The sequence below is a fragment of the Paraburkholderia domus genome, from assembly GCF_905220705.1.
In the GTDB taxonomy this organism is placed as follows: Bacteria; Pseudomonadota; Gammaproteobacteria; order Burkholderiales; family Burkholderiaceae; genus Paraburkholderia; species Paraburkholderia domus.
The window spans coordinates 128715-148993 of record NZ_CAJNAT010000003.1 but is presented as its reverse complement, the minus strand read 5'-3'; the positions used below and the strand labels follow the sequence as shown (position 1 = coordinate 148993).

The window sequence follows — 20279 nt, the reverse complement described above, 5'->3', positions numbered from 1 at the left end:
GAACCGCTCGAACCAGTCACTGTGCAACGGTACGAGCCGTGTTTTACCCGCAAGAGTTCAACACCGCCTACTCACTCCGCCGGCCCCGGCGCCAATACTTCACGGCTGCCGTTGATGCCCATCGCAGACACCAAACCCGCCGTCTCCATCTGCTCGACAAGCCGCGCCGCGCGGTTATAGCCGATGCGCAATTGCCGCTGCACCGACGAGATCGACGCACGCCGCGTGCGCACCACGAAGGCCACCGCTTCGTCATAAAGCGGATCGGCTTCGGCATCTGGCGAATCGCCGAACAGATCGGGCGACGCGCCTTCGGTGGCCGGACCGTCGAGAATGCCTTCCTCGTATTGCGGTTCGCCGAACTGCTTCAGATACTCGACGATCCGATGCACTTCCTCATCGGCGACAAACGCGCCGTGCACACGCTGCGGGTAACCCGTGCCTGGCGGCAGGAACAGCATGTCGCCCTGGCCGAGCAGCGATTCGGCGCCCATCTGATCGAGAATCGTGCGCGAGTCGATTTTCGACGATACCTGGAACGCCACGCGCGTCGGAATGTTCGCCTTGATGAGGCCGGTGATCACGTCCACGGACGGGCGCTGTGTCGCCAGAATCAGGTGAATGCCGGCGGCGCGTGCCTTCTGCGCGAGGCGTGCGATCAGCTCTTCGATCTTCTTGCCCGCGACCATCATCAGGTCGGCCAGCTCGTCGATCACCACCACGATCAGCGGCAGCGGCGCGAGCGGTTCGGGCGCTTCCGGCGTCAGCGAGAACGGGTTGCCGAGCTTCTTGCCCTTGGCTTCCGTATCGCGGATCTTCTGGTTGAAGCCGGCCAGGTTGCGCACGCCGACCGCGGACATGAGCCGATAGCGCTTTTCCATTTCGCCGACACACCAGTTCAGCGCGTTGGCCGCCAGCTTCATATCGGTGACGACCGGCGCGAGCAGATGCGGAATGCCTTCGTACACCGACAGTTCCAGCATCTTCGGGTCGATCATGATGAGCCGCACTTCTTCAGGCGTTGCCTTGAAGAGCAGCGAGCAGATCATGGCATTGATCGCCACGGACTTACCCGAACCCGTCGTGCCCGCGACCAGCATGTGCGGCGCCTTCGCCAGATCGGCGACCACTGGATGGCCGGTGATGTCCTTGCCCATCGCGAGCGTCAATTGCGAATGGGAGTTCTGGTAGACGCTGGCTTCGAGTATTTCGGACAGGCGGATCGTCTGGCGCTTGGCATTCGGCAGTTCGAGGCCCATGCAGGTCTTGCCGGGAATCGTCTCGACCACGCGGATCGACGTGAGGCCGAGACCGCGCGACAAGTCCTTCATCAGGCCGACGATCTGACTGCCGCGCACGCCGAGTGCGGGTTCGACTTCGAAGCGCGTGATGACCGGGCCCGCCGAATGGCCGACCACGGTCACCGGCACCTTGAATTCCTGCAGACGCTGCTCGATCAGGAGGCCGGTTTCGATGAGCTTTTCTTCTGAAACGGGTTCGACGTCGGTGTCCGCGCGCGCGAGCAGATCGAGCGTCGGCAACTCGACCATCGACGCCGCCGGCGCGCGGAATTCGAAACCGTTGACCGGGCCCTGGCCGCGCACCGGCGTGCGCTGGACTGCGGGTTCGGCGGGTTCGGTCGAGGGTTCGGACGCGAGGTAGGTTGCAGACGGTGCGGTTTGGGTGGTCGAAATGCTCGGTGCGGCCGGCGCTGCCGGCAGGCCCGGCGAGTGAGCCGGCCCGTTGGCGGCTTCGTCGACGATGGCGGCAGAGGCCGCCGGCGCGGCCTGAACCGCGAAGCTCGGGAAGCGAACCACGTTCGATGCGTGCGATGCGGCGCTTTGCGGCGCCACAGCGGCGACGACGGTCGAAGCGTCCGAGGCGGCTGACGGATTCAAATCGTCCGATAAGTCCGATACGTCCGATACGTCCGATACGTCCGATACGTCCGATACGTCCGATAGGGCAGGGGCGTCCATCGTTGCTGCTTTGACCGGCGTGGGTGCTTCACTCGTGCTCGCGACGTGCCACGGCGGCGTGGCGTGATGCACCGGCTCTGGCGTCGCGGTGTGCGCTGGCATGGCTGTGATCTGCGCGACGCGCGTCGCCGCGTCTTGCGACGACGCGGCAGTCGCGCTTGACGACGGCACTTCTTCGGCGCGCATTTCGCTAACGTGCGCTACGACCGCTGTATCAGCCGTAGTAGCTCCGGTCGACGCTGCTAGGGGTGAATACGCTGCAGGCTGATCAAACGGCTGCCTCTGCTCAGTGAGCAAAGTTTCGGCATGCGCAGCTTCTGCGGGAACGGCGACGTTGGCGACGTCCGATGCAGACACCTGCGACGGCACCGCGGCCTGACCGATCGGCTGCACGCGTTCAGCGGGTGTGTTTGCGTTGCTGTCGCTCTGATTTGCGAATTGCTCAAGTTCGTCTTCAACGGACGGCGACACGTCCGTTTGCGCGCTGCTCGCCTCCAGCTGGGCTGCGAAGATCTGAAACGGCGTGGGGGTGGGCACCGGTGCCGCATACTGCGCGGCTGGTGCTGGTGCTGGTGCTGGTGCTGGTGCTGGTGCTGGTGCTGGTGCTGGTGCTTCTGCTTGCGCAGATACTTCCGCCGGTGCCGGTGCCGGTGCCGGTGCCGATGCCGATGCCGATGCCGATGCCGATGCCGGCGCCGGTGCCGGTGCCGGTGCCAATGCCAATGCCAATGCCGGTGCCGATGTGGGCGCCGCGGCCAACGGTGTCCGGATGATCGGCGGCTCAATCGGCCATTGCACGACGGGCTCGTTGTCTTCCTCGATCGGCGCCTCAAATGCGGCTTCGACTCGCGGCGTTTCGACTGGCGATTGCGGCGGCGCAGGGTCCGGCGCAGCCTCGGCTACTTCCAGCGAAGGTGCGCTCACGTTCGGCAGCCAGGCAATTTCAACTTCGCTGGCACGCGGCGAAGCCACACCCGATTGATCAGTCTCGACCCGCGGCTCGGTGCCCAGCGGAGTTGTCGTGACCATCGTATTTTCCGCGCCGCTGCTGCGCGCGAGGCTGACACCGGCGATGTCGGTCCAGCGCGCGGCGTTTTCCGCGATGCTGCGCAGCGTTTCCTGCACGCTGGCGGGCGGCGTAACGTCCGCGCTGGTCGCCATGGGCCGCGTATAGCTGGGCGCTGATGAACGGAGGGACGGGCGATGCACGTCGGTTGCCGGTGCGGCGTTTGCGCCCGAGGTGGCCGTGACCGGTTGTCGGGCCGGTGTCGCCCGGTTGTTGGCTGAGCGAAAGTTGGCGGCGCCCGGCATGGACGATGGCCGGCTCGGGCCGCTTGCAGCATGCGACGCCGCACCGCTAGCCGAACCCGTGGCCATGCGTACGGCTGTCGTCGCATGCGAGGCTTGCGCGGCGGCTGCCGCCAATCCCGCCACGCCCGCGCCGGCTGCCTGGGCAGGCGTGCGCGGCGCGGTCGACGGATCGCGCAGCCAGCCGGCTGGCGCGACTGGTTCGGCCGGCATCCATGCCGCTTTGCCCGGCTTCGGCGCTTGTGTCTGCGCTGGCGTTTGACGCGTCCCCTGGTGCGGCGCCGTTGCGGCGGCCGGGCGCACGGTCGGTTCGATCGGTCCTGCGGGGCTGCGCGGTTTCAAAGTGGCGGCGCGCCAGTTTGCCCCTGCGCCGCGTACGGCTGCATCCCTGGCTGCTGCTGCGGCGGGAGCCGCGCCGACAGCGGTGGCGCGCCCGCTCGCGGGTGGGCGCCAGACTGTCGGGCGTGCATAACGTCCGTTGGTTTTGGGCGCCATCGTGTTGGTGGACGGCGAGACGTGCGACGGCAAACCGTCATCGACGCTGCGATGCCGGCGTGCCTGCTCGTCGCGTTTAGCGAGGCCGCGCGACAGGCCGAGGCCGAACGCGGCGTCGGCCCATACCGCGACGTCGCGCCAGCCGAAGTCGATCAGCCAGGGCAGGCTGATCAGCAGCAGGACGAGCGCGGCGAGCGGCGTACCGATATGCCCGAGCAGATGACCGAAGCCCCCAGCCAGCGCGTGACCGAAATCGTCCACGCCCGCCGCGCCGATCAGCGACGCTTCGAGCGTGCAGCTTGCCACCAGCACGCAGACGAAGCCGAGCCATAGGCGGATCGTGCCTGGGCCGCGCAACCCTGCGCCACCCGGCAGCACCGACTTCACGAGACGCCATAAAAGAGGAATGAACCAGACGGCCGACCCGCCGAACCAGCCGAAAACTACCATGTGCATGCTAGACATCAACGAATGACGGACGCGTAAGAACGCAAGCCGACGATTCTAAACTGAAACCGGCGAGGCAAAACGCTTTGAAGGCAAGCGCGAGCAAGGTAAGACGCAATTGGCAGCCCGCTGGCACATGATTCGCGATCGACGTAGCGCGGCCGCTGCGACTGCCTTGCTTGCAAGCCAGGCAGTGGCAGTCCTGACGAGCATCAATTGCGGCGTGCGAAGGCCGGTGTGTCGGCGCTCATTCCTGCGCGGGCCAATCACGATCCTTATTCACCGCGCCAATTTGACCTTGCTCGAAATTGGCGAGCGTATCGCCAAAGATCTCAGGCAGATATTCCTGCAATTGCGCTGCGGTAACCGGCTGCTCTTCCTCGGGCGTGGCAAAGCAGAATGCATTTTGCGGGTTTCCCACCCAAGCATCCGCTGGCGCGCGGTATCGGATGATGACTGCATAGTCCGGATCACCCAGCAGATAGCCAGTGTATCGCCCCCAGGCCATGACAGGCGGACGCGTGGCCGGCGTGCCTTGCTCGGTCACTTTCGATTGTGTGTAGGAGACGGGCGCGAAAAATACATAGGCGTAACCGTCTGCATCGATGTAGTCGGTAAGCATCCGGCTACTGACAGTCCAGAAGTCCAATATCGCGGTATCGACGGTGTGCGCTCCGACCGTGATCTCCCTGCATTGGTATTCGCCGAAAACCGTATCCGGGTTCGAATTGTGAACGAATGTGGTCGGCACCTTGATGCGCAGGATCAGTACCTGCTGCTCAGCCGCTTTGGTTGCGTACAGGTAAGCCTTGCTGCATCCATCGGGCGCCAGTTCGTCGACAATCTGGCTGACGGAGGTTTGCTGGTCCGGCCGGAACAAACTGATTTCGCCGGTTCTGGCATTCACCTTCGAACGGAATTCCGGCCTTGCGGGTGGATTGCCATCCGCGAATAGAGAGAGCACAGGCGGGGCCAAGGGCGCTGACGAGCCCGGTGACGATGGAGGATAAGCAAAGACGCTAGGGTTGCCGACTATATAGGGGTTGCTCCCCGCTGGAGAAGCGGTCAGATCCAGATCGAGTACTTCTATCTGCCCCTTGTCCTGGTACGGATACACGATATAGGCCGTCGCACTGTAATAGGCCGCTTGTTGAAACGTCCCAGAGAATACGATCTGCGAGTCTTTCCCGGTACTGGCATAGACTTCGGCGACATAGTACTGCGCATGCTGGTCGAAGCCCTCGGTGATTTGTCCCTGCAGATAATCTTTCATGTAGGAAAACCACGTTGACATCGTGACCGGCGCCGGTGTGCCCTCAATCGAAACCGTGGGTAAGTTGACCGGCACTTGCCAGCCATCGGCACCTCCGTCTCCCCACGGAGCGTAATAGCGAAGCACGAAATACGCGGTGCTCGCCATCGGCAAAGTCATTGCGGCCTGGTACGTCGGCATGGAGAGCGCTGGGCCGATAGATTTCCGATCGCCGTTCATCTTGATTTCACCTCGCAATGCGGCCAACAGTGGCCAAGGCATCCGAGGATAGGGTTGCGATGAATCAGCAGCAAGCGTGCATATTGCCACGCGGCATGTCGCCACGCGGCGCGTGGCGCGCGCTTATTTGGCGCTGCTGTCGAATGTGAGCGTGTCGCCGTTATCGAGCACCAGTTGCATCTGCTGCGGTGCGCGCATTTGCACGCCGGTGCGGTCGATGTGCGTCAGCGCGTTGAGATAGGCGCCTTCGATCTGTCCGCCCGGCGTCATGCATGCCATGCGCGTGCCGCCCAGGGTGCCGAAGCTCAGCTTGCCGTCTTTCAGCGCATACGAGCCCATGTAGCGATTGCACCCGGAAAAGCCGCTGGCGTGGCGCTGGCCTTTGTCGGTGGAGAGCACGAGGGTGATCGGCGTGCCCTGGTCCGCCGGCGGAATGGCTCGCACCGTGCCGTCGGCCTGCTTCCAGCCGGTGAGTACCCAGCTGGTGTCGTCGAGCAACTGGGTGGCGGCCGGGTTGAACGGATCGGGCGGTGCGGCTTCCGAGTCGGGATGCTTCGGCATGGCGCACGCGCTGAAAAGCGCGGCGACGCCCAACGCGGCGATGGCCGTGCGCGCATAAGGGATAAAGCGCGCAACACATCGCGCGGAGGAGCTTTGGAGCATGACGTCGTTCCTCTTCAAACTGGCGAAGGCGTAAGGGTAACGCACTAAGCTCGCAGCACGCGAGTGCAACGGCGTGCTGCGGACTTAAACACGTGCGTCGCAGCGTGGGCCGCGGTTGGCGCCGCAGCGCCCTTGGCGCGCCTTACGCACACATAGCAACGCGGACCCGGTGAGCAAGGCGCGGCGCGGGGCCGGCGACGTTGGCGCACCGGGTGCGTATCGGGGTGCGCATGTTAACATCGCGTTCTACCCAATCCCACCCTCATCCGACTTTTATCTGGAGACCCCATGCAGATCGGCCAACGGATCGGCACGCCCCTTTCTGAATCTGCCACGCGCGTCATGTTGCTTGGCGCCGGCGAGCTCGGCAAGGAAGTGATCATCGCGCTGCAACGGCTGGGCGTCGAAGTGATCGCCGTCGACCGTTATCCGAACGCGCCGGGCCATCAGGTTGCGCATCGCTCGCATGTGATCGACATGACCGATCGCGCCGCCTTGCGCGCGCTGGTCGAACAGGAGCGCCCGCACCTGATCGTCCCCGAGATCGAGGCGATCGCAACCGACGCGCTCGCCGCGATCGAAACCGACGGCCTCGCCGAAGTCATCCCGACCGCGCGCGCCACCCAACTCACGATGAACCGCGAAGGCATTCGCCGTCTGGCCGCTGAAGAACTCGGCCTGCCGACCTCGCCATATGCGTTCGCCGATTCGCTCGACGAACTGCGCGCGGGCATCGCCAAGGTCGGCTATCCATGCGTCGTGAAGCCGGTGATGTCGTCGTCGGGCAAGGGACAGTCGGTGTTGAAGAGCGATGCGGATGTCGAAACCGCCTGGCAATATGCGATGGCGGGCGGGCGCGTGAATCACGGCCGCGTGATCGTCGAAGGCTTTATCGACTTCGAATACGAAATCACCCAGCTGACCGTGCGTGCAATCGACCCGGCGAGCGGTGATGTCAGCACGTATTTCTGCGACCCGATCGGCCATGTGCAGGTGGCCGGTGATTACGTCGAATCGTGGCAGCCGCAGCCGATGAGCCCGCTCGCGCTGGAACGCTCGCGCGAAGTGGCGCACAAGGTCACTGCGGCATTGGGTGGCAGGGGCCTCTTCGGCGTGGAACTTTTCGTGCGCGGCGATGACGTATGGTTCTCGGAAGTGAGTCCGCGTCCGCACGATACGGGTCTGGTCACGCTGTGCTCGCAACGCTTCTCGGAGTTCGAGTTGCATGCGCGCGCGATTCTCGGCTTGCCGGTGGATACGTCACTGCGGGCGCCGGGCGCGTCGGCGGTGATTTACGGTGGCATGGACGAAGTGGGCATTGCTTTCGAAGGTGTCGCGGCGGCGTTGGCCGTACCGAATGCGGATCTGCGTCTGTTCGGCAAGCCGGAGAGTTTCGTCAAGCGCCGCATGGGTGTGGCGCTGGCCACCGGCGAGAACATCGAGCAGGCACGTTCGCGCGCGAAGCAGGCCGCGGCGGCGGTGCGGCCGGTTTCCACGAAGTAACGCAGGTTGGAGAGCGTCTGGCCGTAGTGACGCGCATCGATATGTGCAACGTAATACTCGCGCGCCTCGCAAGCGTGCCGCGCGCGACACCCGATTCATTGAAGTTCGTTGAAGTAGAGGTAAGGATGACCCTGGAGTCCCGCAAGAACATGCGGCTTGGAAGGCTCGGCCGTGTCGGCGCAATCGGCGCGCTGCTCGCGCTGTGTGCCGGGTTGACAGGGTGTGGCCTCGCCGCTGCGCCGTGCCGAATCGCGTCGGCCGGGTTGAAGATCGTGCCGCTGGTCGGGCACGTGGCCGCCGCGCCGACCGACGCGTGCGCCGACGTGATCGATCCATAAGCAATCCGCGGCCGGTTCTTGATGGGTCCACGAGCGATCCGGACGCGCAACACAGCCGCAACTACAGCGGCAGCGCAAGGCGCACCGCTCGTGCCTGATGTGCAACAACGATCGAGGCATCCAATGAAGAAATGGTTTGTTGCAGTCACTGTGGCAGCGGGTCTTGCGGCGCTGTACGGCAATGCATGGGCCGCGCCGTTGCCGCTCGCCGAGATTCAGGCCAAGAATCGCCAGACGCACAAATACACCTGCGCGACCGGCAAGATTTTGCAAGTGACCTACTGGAACACGGCGAACGGCCAGAGCTTTGCGCTTGTGCCTGTCAAGGGCCAGCAACTGCTGTTCGTCAACACGATGTCGGCCTCTGGCGCGAAATATCAAGCCGGCAGCTACACGTGGTGGACCAAAGGTCCCCGCGCCGACCTGTACGACGCGACGGACGGGGAAAATGCCCCGCCGATGCTGTCCGACTGCGTCACCATCAATCGCTGAGCATCATGCGGCGGCTTTCTTCAAACATACCGCCGCCTGTCCCACCTTATCTTTACCGCTGCCTTGCGGCGCTGCCCGCCTGCGCGCATCCTTTCCATTCGAGTAGTAAGCTGTCCCGCGTGGCATCCACTATGTTGTCTAGCCATGCCGCGCGCCGCTCGCGTCGTGTTGGCCGTCTTTGTCGTCGTCTTCGATCATCCGTGACCGGACCTCAACGGGTGGGCTCGTGGCCCACGTCCGTTTCATCAAGCGAGACCCTCCATGAAAGCATCGGATCTGTTCGTCAAATCGCTGGAAGCTGAAGGTGTCGAGTACGTGTTCGGCATCCCCGGTGAAGAAAATCTCGATCTGCTCGAATCGCTGCGCCGCTCGAAAATTCGCCTGATCCTCACGCGTCACGAACAGGCGGCCGGCTTCATGGCCGCCACGTATGGGCGTCTGACCGGACGCACCGGTGTGTGTCTGGCCACCCTCGGCCCGGGCGCGACCAATTTCGTGACCGCCGCTGCGTATGCCCAGTTGGGCGGCATGCCGATGCTGATGGTGACCGGCCAAAAGCCGATCAAGTCGAGCAAACAGGGGCATTTTCAGATCGTCGACGTGGTACGGATGATGGAGCCGCTCACCAAGTACACGCGGCAGATCGTGTCGATCGCCAACATTCCGGCCGCCGTGCGCGAAGCAGTCCGTCAGGCAGAGGAAGAGCGGCCGGGCGCCACGCACCTCGAATTGCCTGAAGACGTCGCGCATGAAGAGGGCGACGGCCATCCGATTCCGAAGAGCTTTAGCCGCCGTCCCGTCGCCGAGGAAAAGGCCGTGGCGCGCGCGGTCGAGGCGATCACGAAAGCGAAGCATCCACTGTTGATGATCGGCGCGGGCGGCAACCGCAAGACCACGACCAAGATGTTGCGCGAATTCGTCGACCAGATCGGCATTCCGTTTTTCACGACGCAGATGGGCAAGGGCGTGATCGATGAATCGCACCCGATGTGGCTAGGCAACGCCACTTTGTCAGACGGCGACTTCGTGCATCGCGCGATCGACCACGCGGACTGCATCATCAATGTCGGCCACGACGTGATCGAGAAGCCGCCGTTCTTCATGCGCAGCGGCGACGCCGGCGAGAAGACGGTGATTCACGTCAACTTCCTCGGCGCGGAAGTCGACACGGTGTATTTCCCGCAGATCGAAGTGGTCGGCGATATCGCCAACGCGGTGTGGCAGCTCAAGGAAAGTCTCAAGGAGCGTCAGGAGCACTGGGACTTCACGCGCTTCAAGGAGATCAAGGAGCACTTCGAAGCGCACCTGGTCAAAGGCCAGCATGACGACCGTTTTCCGATGTACCCGGTGCGGATTGTCAACGACGTCTATGAGACCACGCCGGTGGACGGCATCGTGTGTCTGGACAACGGCATGTACAAGATCTGGTTCGCGCGCTACTACCGCGCGCACGAACCGAACTCGCTGCTGCTCGATAACGCGTTGGCGTCGATGGGCGCCGGATTGCCGTCGGCGATCGCGACCAAGATCGTGCACCCGGACCGCAAGGTCATGGCGGTGTGCGGCGACGGCGGCTTCATGATGAATTCGCAGGAGCTGGAAACGGCCGTGCGTCTGAAGCTCGATCTGGTGGTGCTGATTTTGCGCGACGACGCATTCGGCATGATCCGCTGGAAGCAGGAAAACATGAACTTCCCGGACTACGGCATGACGCTGCGCAACCCGGATTTCGTCGCGTATGCAGAGAGTTACGGCGCGAAGGGTCATCGCATTGAATCGGCCGCGGAATTCGCACCGCTGCTGCGCGAGTGTTTCGCGACGCCGGGTGTGCATGTGATCGATCTGCCGATCGACTACTCGGACAACGAGCGCGTCCTCAATCGCGAGATCAAGCGGCTGAGCGCACAACTTTGAATGGCGGGGGCTAAGAGCGGCAATGGGGCATAGCCCTTGCTGATTGCATTGCTTCTGTCAGGCTTTGGATCAAGGAGAACGTGTCATGTTGAACAAGACTTACCCGTACTACCTCGCCAACGTTGCGGTTGCCGCCAACACCGATCTTGAAGTCACGGATAAATTCAGCGGCGAAGTGGCGACTCGCGTTGCGATGGCAGACGCGACAGCCATCGACAAAGCGATCGGCTATGCGGTCGACGCGATGCCGGCGTTGCGTGCATTTCCGCCGTTCAAGCGCCAGGCCGTGCTCGAACACTGCGTGAAGCGTTTTCGCGAACGATATGACGAACTGGCGCTCGCGCTGTGTATCGAAGCCGGCAAGCCGATCAATGACTCGAAAGGCGAGGTCACGCGTCTGATCGATACGTTCAAGGTGGCGGCGGAAGAGTCGGTGCGCATCGACGGAGAGATCATCAATCTGGAAATTTCGCCGCGTGCCAAGGGCTATCACGGCTATGTGAAGCGTGTGCCGATCGGTCCATGTTCATTCATCTCGCCGTTCAACTTTCCGCTGAACCTGACCGCGCACAAGGTCGCGCCGGCAATTGCCGCGGGCGTGCCGTTCGTGTTGAAGCCGGCCAGCCGCACGCCGGTCGGCGCGCTCATCATGGGCGAGATTCTGGCTGAAACCGATTTGCCCAAAGGCGCATTCTCGATTCTTCCGGCGCATCGCGACGGCGCCGATCTGTTCACCACCGATGAGCGTTTCAAACTGCTTTCCTTCACCGGTTCGCCCGCCGTGGGCTGGGAACTGAAGAAAAAGGCCGGCAAGAAGAAGGTGATTCTGGAGTTGGGCGGCAATGCGGCCGCGATCGTCGACGGCGATCAGGGCGAGAAGCTCGACTATGTGGTCGACCGGCTGGCGTTCGGTGCGTTCTATCAGTCGGGGCAGAGTTGCATCGGCGTGCAACGGATTCTGGTGCATGCGAAGGTCTACGACGCGCTGCGCGAGAAGCTGATCGCCAAAACGAAGTCGCTGATCATGGGCGATCCGAAGGACGAAAAGACGTTTGTCGGACCGATGATCTCCGAATCGGAGTCCAAACGCCTCGCAGGCTGGATGGACAGCGCCGTGCAGGCGGGAGCGAAGATCGTCGCGGGCGGCAAGGTGGAGGGCGCGATGTTCGAGGCCACGCTGCTCGAAGGTGTGAAGCGCGACACTGATCTCTATCGCAAGGAAGCCTTCGGCCCGGTGGCGATTCTGGAGCGTTTCGACGATTTCGACGCCGCGCTGGCGACCGTCAACGATAGCGACTTCGGCCTGCAAGCCGGCGTCTTCACCGATTCGCTCGCCCACGCGCACCTAGCGTGGGATGTGCTCGAAGTGGGCGGCGTGGTGATCAACGACGTGCCGTCGTTCCGGGTGGACAACATGCCGTATGGCGGCGTGAAGGATTCCGGGCTGGGGCGCGAGGGCATACGTTACGCGATCGAGGATATGACCGAAATGCGTTTGATGGTGATGCGCGAGACGTGGTGACAGGGTGCGAGGGAGCGGATGAGGCGTTTGATGTGGCCCCACACCTCTGCGCCTCGGCGGCCCGGTCCCCGAACCGTTTCCGAGCTCCGGCGGCGGCGCGGGGAAGCGGCCGTTGTCACGCAACTGTCGCGGAGGCGAACTACGCTGCCAGCGAGGCATGCGGGCGCTTTGCGACGATTTGACGACGCCCGCACCCAACCGCAGCCCACCGGCTTTTGCCCGCGTAAGCAGAAAGCCGACGGATGCGCCATGAGTGTTTTTGCTGAAGTGCTACAATACCGGCCTTTCCGGCGGGTGTTTCCGCCGGCCGGAGCCGGCCGCATTTTTCCCGTAGTACTGACGGGTCCCGTGCGGAACGCCGTGGCTCCGCCTTCATCCTGATGCCCTCTGCGGTTCCGACCGCTGCCGCGCGCACCGCGCCAAGCGCATTTTTAGCGAAAGCCACCATGTCCGACACAGCCGTCACGCCCAGCACTGCGACTTTTGATCAATTCGGCCTCGCGCCCGACATTCTGAAAGCCGTCAAAGAATCGGGCTACACCATCCCTACGCCGATCCAGGAGCAGGCGATTCCCGTCGTGCTGGCCGGCCGTGACATGATGGGCGCCGCGCAAACCGGCACCGGTAAGACCGCGAGTTTCTCGCTGCCGATCATCCAGCGCTTGCTGCCGCAGGCCAGCACGAGCGCATCGCCCGCCCGCCATCCGGTGCGCGCGCTGATCCTCACGCCGACCCGCGAACTGGCTGACCAGGTGGCGGCGAACGTGCAGTCGTATGCAAAGCACACGGCGCTGCGCAGCGCCGTGGTGTTTGGCGGTGTCGATATGAATCCGCAGTCCGAGCAGCTGCGCCGCGGCGTCGAAATTCTGATCGCCACGCCGGGCCGTCTGCTCGATCACGTGCAACAGAAAACTGCCAACCTCGGTCAGGTGCAGATCCTCGTGCTCGACGAAGCCGACAGGATGCTCGACATGGGCTTCCTGCCGGATTTGCAGCGCATCCTGAACCTGCTGCCGAAAGAACGTCAGACGCTGCTGTTTTCGGCCACGTTCTCGGGCGAAATCAAGAAGCTTGCCGCTACGTATCTGCGCGACCCACAGACGATTGAAGTTGCACGCAGCAATTCGACCGCGACCAATGTGACGCAGATCGTTTATGAGGTCGCCGAGGGTGACAAGACCGGCGCCGTCGTCAAGTTGATTCGTGACCGCGGCCTCAAGCAGGTGATCGTGTTCTGCAACAGCAAGATTGGCGCAAGCCGTCTGGCGCGGAGCCTGGAGCGCGACGGCGTGGTCGCGACTGCGATTCACGGTGACCGGACGCAGAATGAACGGATGCAGGCACTGGATGCGTTCAAGCGTGGCGAGATCGAGGCTTTGGTGGCGACTGACGTTGCCGCGCGTGGTTTGGATATCGCCGAACTGCCCGCCGTGATCAATTTCGATCTGCCGTTCAATGCGGAAGATTATGTGCACCGGATTGGGCGTACTGGGCGCGCCGGCGCTTCCGGTGATGCTTTGTCGCTTTGTAGCCCGAACGAGCGGAAACAGCTTGCCGATATCGAGAAGCTGATCAAGCGGCCTTTGGATGTGCAACGTCTGGTTGTGGATGCGCCGGTGCGGCATCACCATGAAGAGCGTCCGCCGCGGCGTGAGCGCGTTGATGGCCGTGCAGAGGGCCGTGAGGAGCGAGGCGGCCGCCGGCGCTCGGGGGCATCGTCTTCGGGTTCGTTCGATCGGCCGCATCATCATCGCGCGCAGCCTGTGGATGATTTCTTCCTCAAGCCTTATGAGCCTTCGGCGGCTTCTGTGAGGAAGGGTGAGGAGGCGGCTGCGTCGTCTGCTGCTGCTCCGCAGAAGTCTTCTTCTAAACAGCCGTTGGCTGCGTTGCTGGGTGGGTTTGGGATGCCTAGGAAGTCTTCGACGTCGTCGTGATTTTTTTTAGGGGTTTTGGTTGGGTGCCTGTGGTGTTGGCCTTTCCTTGATCTGGATTTTTGGCCTTTCCTTGTTTTGTTAGTGGTTTATTAGCGTCGCCCCTGTGCGGGGCGGGCACCTACTTTTCTTTGCATGCCGCAAAGAAAAGTAGGCAAAAGAAAGCGGCTCAAACCGCTAATTCTTAAGCGGGTCCCTCGCACAGTCACGGTAGTGGTGCATCTGGAATCTGTGTTCTCGCACATTCCACCCTGGTGACAAAGCAGTCATTCTTCCAGCGGCGCTGCGCGCGCCGTAGCGGTACTTCATCAAACCCCCTCCGCTTGACCATCGAGCAAACACCTCGAGCGCCTTGGTGGTGCTATCGTGCGGACGGCTACGGCTACGGCTACGGCTACGGCTACGGCTACGGCTACGGCTACGGCTACGGCTACGGCTACGGCTACAGCTACGGCTACAGTTCTTCGCTTTCGGCTCCCGGCTCTCCGCCGGCGCTTCTCTGGTGTCGACTTGTCTGATTTGCCTTCGACGCTTTTGGGCGCTAGTTGGGTTGCACTCGGACGCCCATGCGTTCTGCCCATGCCGTCGTTGCGGCGGCATAGAAACCTTCTAGCGTCACGTGTTTGTCGCCGCTCATCTCAAGTCCCAAGTGCCGTGCCGCTGCGCTCAGCGCTTCGAGTGGTTTGGCATGGTCGAGCGCCGTTGCGCCGTTTTGCTTGCTGAGCTTTTCGCCCTGATCGTTCGTGACCACCGGTACGTGCAAATACTCCGGCGTGGGTACGCCCAGGCAACGCTGCAGGTAGATCTGGCGGGCCGTTGAATCCATCAGGTCCGCGCCTCGCACGATGTGCGTAATCCCCGCGTCCGTATCGTCGACCACCACCGCCAGTTGGTATGCCCACTGGTCGTCGGCGCGCCTCAGCACGAAGTCGCCGACTTCGGTGGCCAGGTTTTGCGTCTGTTTGCCCTGCCAGCGGTCTTCGAATGTGATCACTGCAGCGTCGCCGTCGGGCACGCGCAGGCGCCATGCGCGCGCCGGTTTGCCATGCAGGCCGTTGCGGCAGGTGCCGGGGTAGGCGAGTGTGGTGTTGCGCGCGTGCATATGCAGCAGCGAGTCGGCAATCTCCTTGCGCGTGCAGCCGCATGGATAGAGCAAGCCGGCAGCCTTCAATTGCTCGAACGCCGTCTGATAGCGCGCAAAACGTCGGCTTTGCCAGACGGGCGGCTCGTCGGCATGCATGCCGAAACGGTCGAGGGTCGTCAGAATGTCTTCGGCCGCGCCAGGAACGGTGCGAGGTCCGTCAATGTCTTCGATCCGCACAAGCCACGTACCGCCATGCGCGCGCGCATCCAGCCAGCTTGCGAGCGCGCTCACCAGTGAGCCGGAATGCAGTGGCCCGGTGGGCGACGGCGCGAAGCGTCCACGATAGGTCATGGATTAAATGGGTGAGATTGCTCTCGTCACGCGGCGCAGGCCGCTTTGCTGTCAGGATGGCATTCGGGACATGTCTTGCCCGCCACGTACATCGGCGATTGCTGCGCTTCCGGCGTCACCACCGCGCGGCAGCCGAAACATTGCACGGTCGCGGTCGGCTCCAGTTGCGGGTTGAGCGCAGTGCGGTAGTCGAACACGAAGCAGTCGCCGTGATAGTGCGCGCCGCCGACTTCCTCGAAATACTTCAGGATGCCACCTTCGAGTTGGTACACGTTCTCGATACCGACTTCCTTCATGTGAATCGCAGCCTTCTCGCAACGAATCCCGCCGGTGCAGAACGACACCACCGTCTTGCCTTCGAGATCGGCGCGGTTTTGCTCGATTACTTCTGGAAACTCGCTGAATTTCGTAATACGGTAGTCGAGCGCGTCGTCGAACGTGCCGACGTCTACTTCGAATGCATTGCGTGTGTCGAGCATGACGACGGGGCGGCCTTCGTCGTCATGGCCGCGGTCGAGCCAGCTTTTCAGCGTGGGGGCGTCGACGAACGGCGCGCGGCCAAGCTCCGGCCGGATCGCCGGCTTTTTCATCGTGATGATCTCGCGCTTGAGCTTGACCAGCATGCGGGTGAACGGCTGCTTGTCCGACAGGCTTTCCTTGAACTGCAGATTGGCAAACTTGCCTTCGAAAAGCGCGTCGTGACGGATGTAGTCGATGAACGCGTCCGTGGCTTCGCGAGTGCCCGCAACGAACAGGTTGATGCCTTCCGGCGCCAGCAGGACGGTGCCGCGCAGGCCGAGCGTGTTGCAGCGCTCGGTGACGAGCGGGCGCCATGCGGCGGTGTCTTCGATTGTCGCGAAATGATACGCGGCGAGATTGACGATACTCATGTGTGTCCAGCGGTAAGAAGTGCCCGCGGCGTGGAAAATGGGGCGCATTGAACTGCGCGCATCAGGCTCCATGCGGTGCGGCCACGTCGAATAGGGCGAAACCACTATTATCCCTCAAGCTGGCGTTTCGTCGGACTCGGCCGAATGGCCAGTCTCTTGCGGCAGCGCAAATCGCCCGCAAAACACCGGCGTATGGCGTTCCCGCGTTGTGCTCCTAAGCCGGACGGCTAACGCGCGGCTTTGGCCTGAAAACTCTGGAAGGGTGGAGTTACAATGTCGCCCATGTCAGATCCCCGCTTCGTTCATCTCCGCGTCCACTCCGAATTCTCGATTGCCGATGGCATCGTGCGTCTTGACGACATCGTCAAGGCCGCGGCCAAAGACGGTCAGGGTGCGCTCGCCCTTACCGACCTCGGCAACGCGTTCGGCCTCGTCCGTTTCTACAAGGAAGCCCGTGGCAAAGGGGTCAAACCCATTGCCGGCTGCGACGTCTGGATCACCAATCCGGACGACCGCGACAAGCCCTCGCGTCTGCTGCTGCTGGTCAAAGACCGGCGCGGCTATCTGAATCTGTGCGAGCTGCTCAGCAAGGCGTCACTCACCAACCAGTATCGCGGTCGCGCGGAAGTCGAAGCCGGCTGGCTCGAATCCGGGCTGGGTGAAGGCCTGCTCGCGCTATCGGGTGCGCAACAGGGCGACATTGGCCTTGCGCTCGCCGCCGGGAATGAAGAAGCGGCCAAACGCAATGCGTTGCATTGGGCGAAGGTGTTCCCGGGCGGTTTCTATATCGAACTGCAACGGTGTGGTCAACCCGGTGGCGAGCAGTACGTGCAGCAGGCGGTTGCGCTTGCGGCGTCGCTGAAATTGCCGGTGGTGGCCACTCACCCGATGCAGTTCACGACGCCAGACGATTTCACCGCGCACGAAGCGCGCGTGTGTATTTCCGAAGGCGACATTCTGGCGAATCCGCGCCGTGCGAAACGCTTTACGTCCGAGCAGTATTTCCGCACGCAAGAAGAGATGGCGGGGCTGTTCGCTGACATTCCGTCGGCGCTCGCCAATAGTGTCGAAATCGCCAAGCGCTGCAACCTGACGCTCGAACTCGGCAAGCCCAGGCTGCCGCTCTTCCCGACGCCCGACGGTATGTCGCTCGACGACTACCTCGTGCAATTGTCGAAAGAGGGCCTCGAAAAGCGTCTCGAACAACTGTATCCGGACGAAGCGGAGCGCGGGGCCCAGCGCGAAACGTATTACCAGCGCCTCGAATTCGAATGCGGCACGATCATCAAGATGGGCTTCCCGGGCTACTTCCTGATCGTTGCAGACTTCATTAATTGGGCCAAGAACAACGGCGTGCCGGTCGGTCCGGGCCGGGGCTCGGGTGCGGGTTCGCTGGTCGCGTATGCGCTTGGCGTGACTGACCTTGATCCGCTGCGCTACAACCTGCTGTTCGAACGTTTCCTGAATCCGGAACGGGTATCGATGCCCGACTTCGACATCGACTTCTGTCAGCACGGCCGCGACCGTGTGATTCAGTACGTGAAGGAGAAATACGGCGCGGACGCTGTGTCGCAGATCGCCACCTTCGGCACGATGGCGGCGAAGGCCGCAGTGCGGGATATCGGCCGCGTGCTCGATCTCGGCTACATGTTTACCGACGGTATCGCCAAGCTGATTCCGTTCAAGCCGGGCAAACACGTCACCATCGCCGACGCGATGAAGGAAGAGCCGCTGCTGCAGGAGCGCTTCGACAACGAAGACGAAGTGCATCAGCTGCTCGAACTCGCGCAGCGCGTGGAAGGCCTGACGCGTAACGTCGGTATGCACGCTGGCGGCGTGCTGATCGCGCCCGGCAAGTTGACCGATTTCTGCCCGCTCTATACGCAGGGCGACGAAAGCGGCGTCGTGAGCCAGTACGACAAGGACGACGTCGAAGCCGTCGGCCTCGTGAAGTTCGACTTCTTGGGGCTGACCACGCTGACGATTCTCGACTGGGCCGAGCGCTATATCCGCCGTCTCGATCCGTCGAAGAAAGACTGGTCGCTCGCGCAAGTCCCGCTCGACGATGCGCCGTCGTTCACGATCCTGAAGAAAGCGAATACGGTCGCCGTGTTCCAGCTGGAAAGCCGCGGCATGCAAGGCATGCTGAAAGACGCCCAGCCTGACCGCTTCGAGGACATCATCGCGCTGGTGGCGTTGTACCGTCCGGGCCCGATGGACCTGATCCCGAGCTTCTGTGCACGTAAGCACGGCCGCGAAGTGGTCGAGTATCCCGATCCGCGCGTGGAGCCCATCCTGAAAGAGACCTACGGCATCATGGTCTATCAGGAGCAGGTGATGCAGATGGCGCAGATCATCGGCGGTTACTCGCTCGGCGGTGCTGACTTGCTGCGTCGCGCGATGGGTAAGAAGAAGGCCGAGGAAATGGCCGAGCACCGCGCGTTGTTCCGCGAAGGTGCCGCAAAGAATGGCCTGACTGCCGAGAAAGCCGACGAAATCTTCGACTTGATGGAGAAGTTCGCGGGCTACGGCTTCAACAAGTCGCACGCGGCCGCGTATGCCTTGCTCGCGTACTTCACGGCATGGCTGAAGGCGCACCATCCGGCCGAATTCATGGCGGCGAATATGTCGCTCGCCATGGACGACACGGACAAGGTCAAGATCCTGTTCGAGGACTGCCTCACGAACAAGATGGCCGTGCTGCCGCCCGACGTCAATCTGTCCGCATATCGCTTCGAACCGGTCGCGGAAGCGGACGGCAAGCGGTCGAAAACGATACGCTACGGTCTCGGCGCGATCAAGGGCAGCGGTCAGAACGCAATCGAAGAAATCCTGCGCGCACGCGAAGAAGGTCCGTTCATCGACATCTTCGACTTCTGCAACCGGGTCGACCGCCGGATCGTCAATCGTCGGACGGTGGAAGCCTTGATTCGCGCCGGAGCGTTCGACACGCTGCACGCGAACCGCGCGCAGCTGATCGCCTCCGTCTCGCTGGCGATGGAAGCCGCCGAGCAGGCGAGCGCCAACGCGATGCAGGCAGGCCTGTTCGACATGGGCGATGCGCCGTCGCAAGGGCACGAGCTGGTCGACGAGCCGGAATGGCCGGAAAAGAAGAAGCTGCAGGAAGAGAAGGCTGCGCTCGGCTTCTACCTGTCGGGCCATCTGTTCGATGCGTATAAGGACGAAGTGCGCCGTTTCGTGCGCCAGAAGATCGGCGAACTGAAGGAAGGGCGCGACAAGCTGGTCGCGGGCGTGATCGCGTCGCTGCGCACGCAGATGACCCAGCGCGGCAAGATGCTGATCGCGTTGCTCGACGACGGCACTGGTCAATGCGAAGTGACCGTCTTCAACGAGACCTTTGAAGCGCACAAGCAGTTGTTTAAGGAAGACGAGCTGCTGGTGGTGCAAGGCTCGGCGCGTAACGACGCGTTCACGGGCGGCATCCGCTTCACGGTCGATACGGTGATGGATCTTGGCCGCGCCCGCTGTCGCTATGCGGAAGCCGTGAAAGTGCAGATGAACGGTAATGCGGACGCGTCGGCATTGCGGCGCGTGCTTGAAGCGCATAGCGCGGGTAAGGACGAGCCACAGGCTGCACCGGCGCCGGCAGCGTTGTCGCGTGGGGGCAATGGAGGCGGTGGTGGAGGTGGCCGCAACGGCGGCGGCTATGGCGGCGGTGGCCAGCGTCAGGCTGTGCAGATTCCGAACGGCCTCGCGGTCCAGGTGGTCTATCGCAGCGAGAATGCGCAAGGCGAAATGCGCCTGGGCGACGCGTGGCGCGTAAAGCCGACCGATGAACTGCTCGCGGCATTGCGCGGCGAGTTTGCCGGAAGCTCGATCGAGATCGTTTATTGATGTCTGGTTTGCCCG

General features: G+C 62.8%; 13 protein-coding genes. 8 read left to right on the top strand and 5 right to left on the bottom strand.

Going from position 1 to position 20279, the window contains the following annotated elements; translation table 11 throughout:
• Positions 1-71: 71 nt before the first annotated feature.
• From KHO31_RS08505 to KHO31_RS08495, 3 genes are all read right to left on the bottom strand, one after another.
• Entirely contained in the window at positions 72-4238 is a 4167-nt protein-coding gene (locus tag KHO31_RS08505; protein ID WP_211623059.1) for a DNA translocase FtsK, read from the bottom strand.
• A 238-nt stretch (positions 4239-4476) separates the two neighbouring features.
• A complete protein-coding gene (locus KHO31_RS08500; protein ID WP_211623057.1) occupies positions 4477-5721 on the bottom strand; it encodes a hypothetical protein in 1245 nt (414 codons plus the stop codon).
• A 123-nt stretch (positions 5722-5844) separates the two neighbouring features.
• Positions 5845-6384: an META domain-containing protein gene (locus tag KHO31_RS08495; RefSeq protein WP_201075022.1), complete on the bottom strand. Its 540-nt coding sequence runs from the start codon at positions 6382-6384 to the stop codon at positions 5845-5847.
• Positions 6385-6672: 288 nt separating this feature from the next.
• Here KHO31_RS08495 and purT point away from each other — a divergent pair, with 288 nt between their 5' ends.
• The 7 genes from purT (at position 6673) to KHO31_RS08460 (ending at position 14602) form a co-directional block, all read left to right on the top strand.
• Positions 6673-7887 carry a formate-dependent phosphoribosylglycinamide formyltransferase gene (purT, locus tag KHO31_RS08490; protein ID WP_201075023.1) on the top strand — a complete coding sequence of 405 codons (1215 nt, stop codon included), beginning with the start codon at positions 6673-6675 and terminating at the stop codon, positions 7885-7887.
• A 125-nt stretch (positions 7888-8012) separates the two neighbouring features.
• The gene (locus tag KHO31_RS08485; RefSeq protein WP_201075024.1) at positions 8013-8225 is read left to right on the top strand and encodes a DUF6726 family protein; all 213 of its coding nucleotides are present in this window, start codon (positions 8013-8015) and stop codon (positions 8223-8225) included.
• A gap of 123 nt (positions 8226-8348) precedes the next feature.
• Positions 8349-8717 carry an MliC family protein gene (locus KHO31_RS08480; RefSeq protein ID WP_201075025.1) on the top strand — a complete coding sequence of 123 codons (369 nt, stop codon included), beginning with the start codon at positions 8349-8351 and terminating at the stop codon, positions 8715-8717.
• A 261-nt stretch (positions 8718-8978) separates the two neighbouring features.
• Positions 8979-10631: an acetolactate synthase large subunit gene (locus KHO31_RS08475; protein ID WP_201075027.1), complete on the top strand. Its 1653-nt coding sequence runs from the start codon at positions 8979-8981 to the stop codon at positions 10629-10631.
• 85 nt (positions 10632-10716) lie between these two features.
• Complete coding sequence (locus KHO31_RS08470; protein WP_201075028.1) at positions 10717-12153, top strand: aldehyde dehydrogenase family protein; 1437 nt, start codon at positions 10717-10719, stop codon at positions 12151-12153.
• Between the two features lie 446 nt (positions 12154-12599).
• Complete coding sequence (locus KHO31_RS08465) at positions 12600-14087, top strand: DEAD/DEAH box helicase (protein ID WP_201075031.1); 1488 nt, start codon at positions 12600-12602, stop codon at positions 14085-14087.
• Positions 14088-14407: 320 nt separating this feature from the next.
• The gene (locus KHO31_RS08460) at positions 14408-14602 is read left to right on the top strand and encodes a hypothetical protein (protein WP_201139205.1); all 195 of its coding nucleotides are present in this window, start codon (positions 14408-14410) and stop codon (positions 14600-14602) included.
• A gap of 23 nt (positions 14603-14625) precedes the next feature.
• Here the strand turns inward: KHO31_RS08460 and gluQRS are convergent, their stop codons facing one another.
• Together gluQRS and KHO31_RS08450 are read right to left on the bottom strand one after the other, a co-directional pair.
• Complete coding sequence (gluQRS, locus tag KHO31_RS08455) at positions 14626-15519, bottom strand: tRNA glutamyl-Q(34) synthetase GluQRS (protein WP_201075033.1); 894 nt, start codon at positions 15517-15519, stop codon at positions 14626-14628.
• Between the two features lie 26 nt (positions 15520-15545).
• Entirely contained in the window at positions 15546-16409 is an 864-nt protein-coding gene (locus tag KHO31_RS08450; RefSeq protein WP_201075035.1) for a sulfurtransferase, read from the bottom strand.
• Positions 16410-16682: 273 nt separating this feature from the next.
• Here KHO31_RS08450 and dnaE point away from each other — a divergent pair, with 273 nt between their 5' ends.
• A complete protein-coding gene (dnaE, locus tag KHO31_RS08445) occupies positions 16683-20264 on the top strand; it encodes a DNA polymerase III subunit alpha (RefSeq protein WP_211623056.1) in 3582 nt (1193 codons plus the stop codon).
• The last annotated feature ends 15 nt before the right edge of the window (positions 20265-20279 follow it).

Coding starts and splice junctions, on each gene's coding strand:
- KHO31_RS08465 (WP_201075031.1), top strand. CDS start 12,600: ATGTCCGACACAGCCGTCACGCCCAGCACTGCGACTTTTGATCAATTC.
- KHO31_RS08475 (WP_201075027.1), top strand. CDS start 8,979: ATGAAAGCATCGGATCTGTTCGTCAAATCGCTGGAAGCTGAAGGTGTC.
- KHO31_RS08500 (WP_211623057.1), bottom strand. CDS start 5,721: ATGAACGGCGATCGGAAATCTATCGGCCCAGCGCTCTCCATGCCGACG.
- KHO31_RS08505 (WP_211623059.1), bottom strand. CDS start 4,238: ATGCACATGGTAGTTTTCGGCTGGTTCGGCGGGTCGGCCGTCTGGTTC.
- KHO31_RS08450 (WP_201075035.1), bottom strand. CDS start 16,409: ATGAGTATCGTCAATCTCGCCGCGTATCATTTCGCGACAATCGAAGAC.
- gluQRS (WP_201075033.1), bottom strand. CDS start 15,519: ATGACCTATCGTGGACGCTTCGCGCCGTCGCCCACCGGGCCACTGCAT.
- KHO31_RS08480 (WP_201075025.1), top strand. CDS start 8,349: ATGAAGAAATGGTTTGTTGCAGTCACTGTGGCAGCGGGTCTTGCGGCG.
- KHO31_RS08495 (WP_201075022.1), bottom strand. CDS start 6,384: ATGCTCCAAAGCTCCTCCGCGCGATGTGTTGCGCGCTTTATCCCTTAT.
- purT (WP_201075023.1), top strand. CDS start 6,673: ATGCAGATCGGCCAACGGATCGGCACGCCCCTTTCTGAATCTGCCACG.
- KHO31_RS08470 (WP_201075028.1), top strand. CDS start 10,717: ATGTTGAACAAGACTTACCCGTACTACCTCGCCAACGTTGCGGTTGCC.
- KHO31_RS08485 (WP_201075024.1), top strand. CDS start 8,013: ATGACCCTGGAGTCCCGCAAGAACATGCGGCTTGGAAGGCTCGGCCGT.
- dnaE (WP_211623056.1), top strand. CDS start 16,683: ATGTCGCCCATGTCAGATCCCCGCTTCGTTCATCTCCGCGTCCACTCC.